At 68.4% G+C, this 3163-nt stretch carries 4 protein-coding genes; 2 read left to right on the plus strand and 2 right to left on the minus strand.

From position 1 onward, the window contains the following. Positions 1–262, minus strand: a 262-nt coding sequence (locus RJ05_RS31925; protein ID WP_217999005.1) for a hypothetical protein, incomplete at its 3' end; no start/stop codon positions are given. Between the two features lie 136 nt (positions 263–398). Between RJ05_RS31925 and RJ05_RS13550 the strand changes: the two genes are divergently transcribed. Continuing rightward, positions 399–953, plus strand: coding sequence for a copper chaperone PCu(A)C (locus tag RJ05_RS13550; protein ID WP_081597312.1), 555 nt, complete (start codon positions 399–401; stop codon positions 951–953). Continuing rightward, a complete protein-coding gene (locus RJ05_RS13555; protein ID WP_036537465.1) occupies positions 946–2157 on the plus strand; it encodes a Dyp-type peroxidase in 1212 nt (403 codons plus the stop codon). The genes RJ05_RS13550 and RJ05_RS13555 overlap by 8 nt, the downstream gene beginning before the upstream one ends. Before the next feature lie 49 nt (positions 2158–2206). On the opposite strand, the gene RJ05_RS13560 is transcribed toward RJ05_RS13555, so the two are convergent. After that, the gene (locus tag RJ05_RS13560; RefSeq protein WP_036537461.1) at positions 2207–2557 is read right to left on the minus strand and encodes a hypothetical protein; all 351 of its coding nucleotides are present in this window, start codon (positions 2555–2557) and stop codon (positions 2207–2209) included. Positions 2558–3163 lie beyond the last annotated feature (606 nt).

The following is a 3163-nucleotide window of genomic DNA, read 5'->3' on the forward strand; positions in this document are numbered from 1 at the left end:
CCGATCGAACCTGCGCCGCGCCGCCCGAAGGACGACCGGCACCGGGACGGATCGCCGAAACCCGGACCGGCACCGGCGCGGATCGCTGAATCCCGACCGGCACCAGCGCAGATCGCCGCACCAGTGACGGCACGGGGGCGGCAGAAGAGCAGCCGCTCCAGCGCAGCTCGCCGAAGCTCTGCGGCCCCGCCGTTTCAGGTACGGCTTTCGAGCATCGGCCGTTCAGACGTGCACGTCGAGGCGATTCGCTACCGATCGCCACCCGGGCGGTGCTACCCGCCCGAGGACGGCGCGAGCCGGTGTTGTCGGCGCTCACTCAGCGGTTGCGGCCGTCGGCACGCCGCGGGAACCACTCAGACTTCCCCCAACCCGAACATCAACCCGTACAGGGAGATCCCATGTTCCACCTCCTTCCCACACGCTCAGGCCTGCGCCGGGCCGCCGCCATCGCCTTGGTGGCCGCGCCGCTGGTCGCGCTCGGCTGCTCGGAAGATTCCGGCGCGCCGGCCGATTCCGCCGCCGCCGTCACTATCAGCGAGCAATGGGCCAAGGCCGCCGACAGCGGTATGTCGGCGGCGTTCGGACAGCTGCACAACGCCGGCGACACCGACGTCACCGTCGTCTCGGCGACCAGCCCGGCCTCGGCCACCGTCGAACTGCACGAGGTGGTGACCGGCGATGACGGCGTCAAGGTCATGCGCCCGAAAGCGGGTGGGTTCCGCATCCCGGCGGGCGGTGAGCTCGCGCTCGAGCCCGGCGGCAACCACATCATGTTCATGGACCTGCGCGGTCCGCTGCGCACCGGTTCGGAGGCGCCGGTCACGCTCACTTTCGACGACGGCTCGACCACCACGTTCACCGCGCAGGTTCGCGACTTCCCCGGCAACCAGGAGAATTACGAGCCCGGCGGCGAGCACGGTGACGGCGCCGCGGCGCCGGGGCACGGTGGTTGAGCCGGCCCGCGCCCGTTCCGTCCGGCTGAACCGGCGGCGGCTGCTCGGTGGCGGTGCGGCCGCCGCGGGCGTCGCCGGTCTCGGCCTCGGTGCGGCCGCGTTCACCACCCACCGCGACGACACCTCGCCCGCATCGTCGGCGGTCGAACCGTTCTACGGCGAACATCAGGCAGGTATCGCGACCACACCACCCGCGCACGCAGCATTCGTGGCGCTGGATCTGCGACCGGGCACCGACGGTGACGACATCGTCGGCGTGCTGAAGATCTGGACCGAGGACGCGGCGCGCCTGACCGCAGGCCGCCCGGCGCTCGGCGACACCGAGCCGGAACTGGCGGGGCGCCCGTCCCGGCTCACCGTCACCGTCGGTTTCGGCCCACGCGTGTTCGACGTAGCCGGACTCGCCGACCGGCGCCCGCACTGGCTCAAACCCTTGCCGCCGTTCGCCATCGACCGGCTCGATCCCGGTTACGGCGACGGGGATCTGTTGCTACAGATCTGCGCCGAGGAATCGACCACGGTCGCGCACGCGGTCCGGGTGCTCTGCAAGAGTGTGAAGTCGCTGGTGTCGGTGCGCTGGGTGCAGCGCGGGTTCCGCGACGCCGCACCGGGCGCCACGCCACGGAATCTGATGGGTCAGGTCGACGGCACGGTCAATCTCGCCGCAGGCACACCGGATTTCGATCGGCTGGTATGGGATGACGGTGCCGCTCAGCCGTGGCTGGCGGGCGGGACCTCGCTGGTGCTGCGCCGGATCGCGATGACCCTGGACACCTGGGATGAAATCGACCCCGAGGGCAGGGAATTGACGGTCGGGCGCCGGTTGTCCAACGGTGCGCCGCTGACCGGGACGAGCGAGTTCGACGAGCCGGATTTCGCGGCGGTCGACGCCAGCGGCATCCCGGTGATCCCACCGTCGTCGCATATCGCTCGCGCCCATCACACCCATGACGGCGAGCGGTTCCTGCGTCGTGGTTACAACTACGACGATCCGCCGCGTCCGGGCGAGACCTCGAACTCGGGGCTGCTGTTCGCCGCCTACCAGCGGGATGTGACGGCGCAGTTCCTGCCGGTGCAGCAACGGCTGGCCGAGTTCGACGCGCTCAATGTGTGGACGGTCCCGGTGGGTTCGGCGGTGTTCGCCATTCCGCCGGGTGTCCGCGCGCCCGGCGGGTATCTCGGGCAGTCCCTGTTCGAGCGGTGAGCGCACGGTTCCCGGCGCCGGCGATCCCGGCCCGGGAACCGTGCCGAACTCAGGTCCAGAGCGCGGCGATCAGCACGTTGAGGATGGCGAGCCCACCGGCCGCGTGGGTCATCCACGGAACGGCCTTACCGCGTTTGGCGTCGGCGCGGCTCATTTCGGCGAACGCCGCGACGAGCACCGAGATGGCCAGCTTGAAGCCGATCTTGACCATGTTCAGGTCCTTGTCGAGTGAGTCGATCGACTCCGCCAGCCCGACCAGGATCACACCGGTGATCAACTGCAGCCGCGCACCCCACACCATCAACTCCGAGACCACGGGTTGACTCGCGGCGTAACCGCCGACGACCGCGGCCATTCCGAGCAGATGGGTGACAACCACGATGTTGTAGACAACGTCCATAGCGCCCAACGCTAGCCGATGCGGGACACCTCTACTACGTCAAGTCGTATATTCGGCGGAGCACCGGTCGCACCTGCCCCGTGCCGTCCGGATCTCCCCCGAAAACGTGCCGACCTGGGCATCGGCGGCTTCGTGGCCATCGAGCGCTCCGGCCTCGGCATCCTCGGTGGGCGTGGGCTTTCACTGCGGCCGAGGCGCACAACCGGTGCCACACGGCCGGCGAGCGCGTGCGCCAGGTAGAGGTTGCGCCGGACACAGAGAAGCCGACAGCCCGCCGGAGATGTCCGGCGGGCTGTCGGCACAGCGGTCTGCGTATTACTCGGCCGAGAAGCTGGAGAGCCCGCCGAAGCCGCTGAAGATGTCACCGAATGCACTCAGAAGGTCTCCGAGGCTGCCCAGGTCCACTGAACCCATTTCCACTCCTATCCGTGTGCGAATTGCGACGCTCTTGCACCGCCGCACACCATTGGTAGTCACGTTATCCAAACGTGATTCGCCATTTATCTTAACGTTATACACATCCAGGTGAACTCGAGCTGAACCAGCCCGCCGCAATGCGCTGACCTGCATTTATGCAGATAAATAACACCCATGTCGGTAGACAAT

The sequence above is a fragment of the Nocardia cyriacigeorgica NBRC 100375 genome (assembly GCF_000308555.1).
GTDB lineage: Bacteria > Actinomycetota > Actinomycetes > Mycobacteriales > Mycobacteriaceae > Nocardia > Nocardia cyriacigeorgica.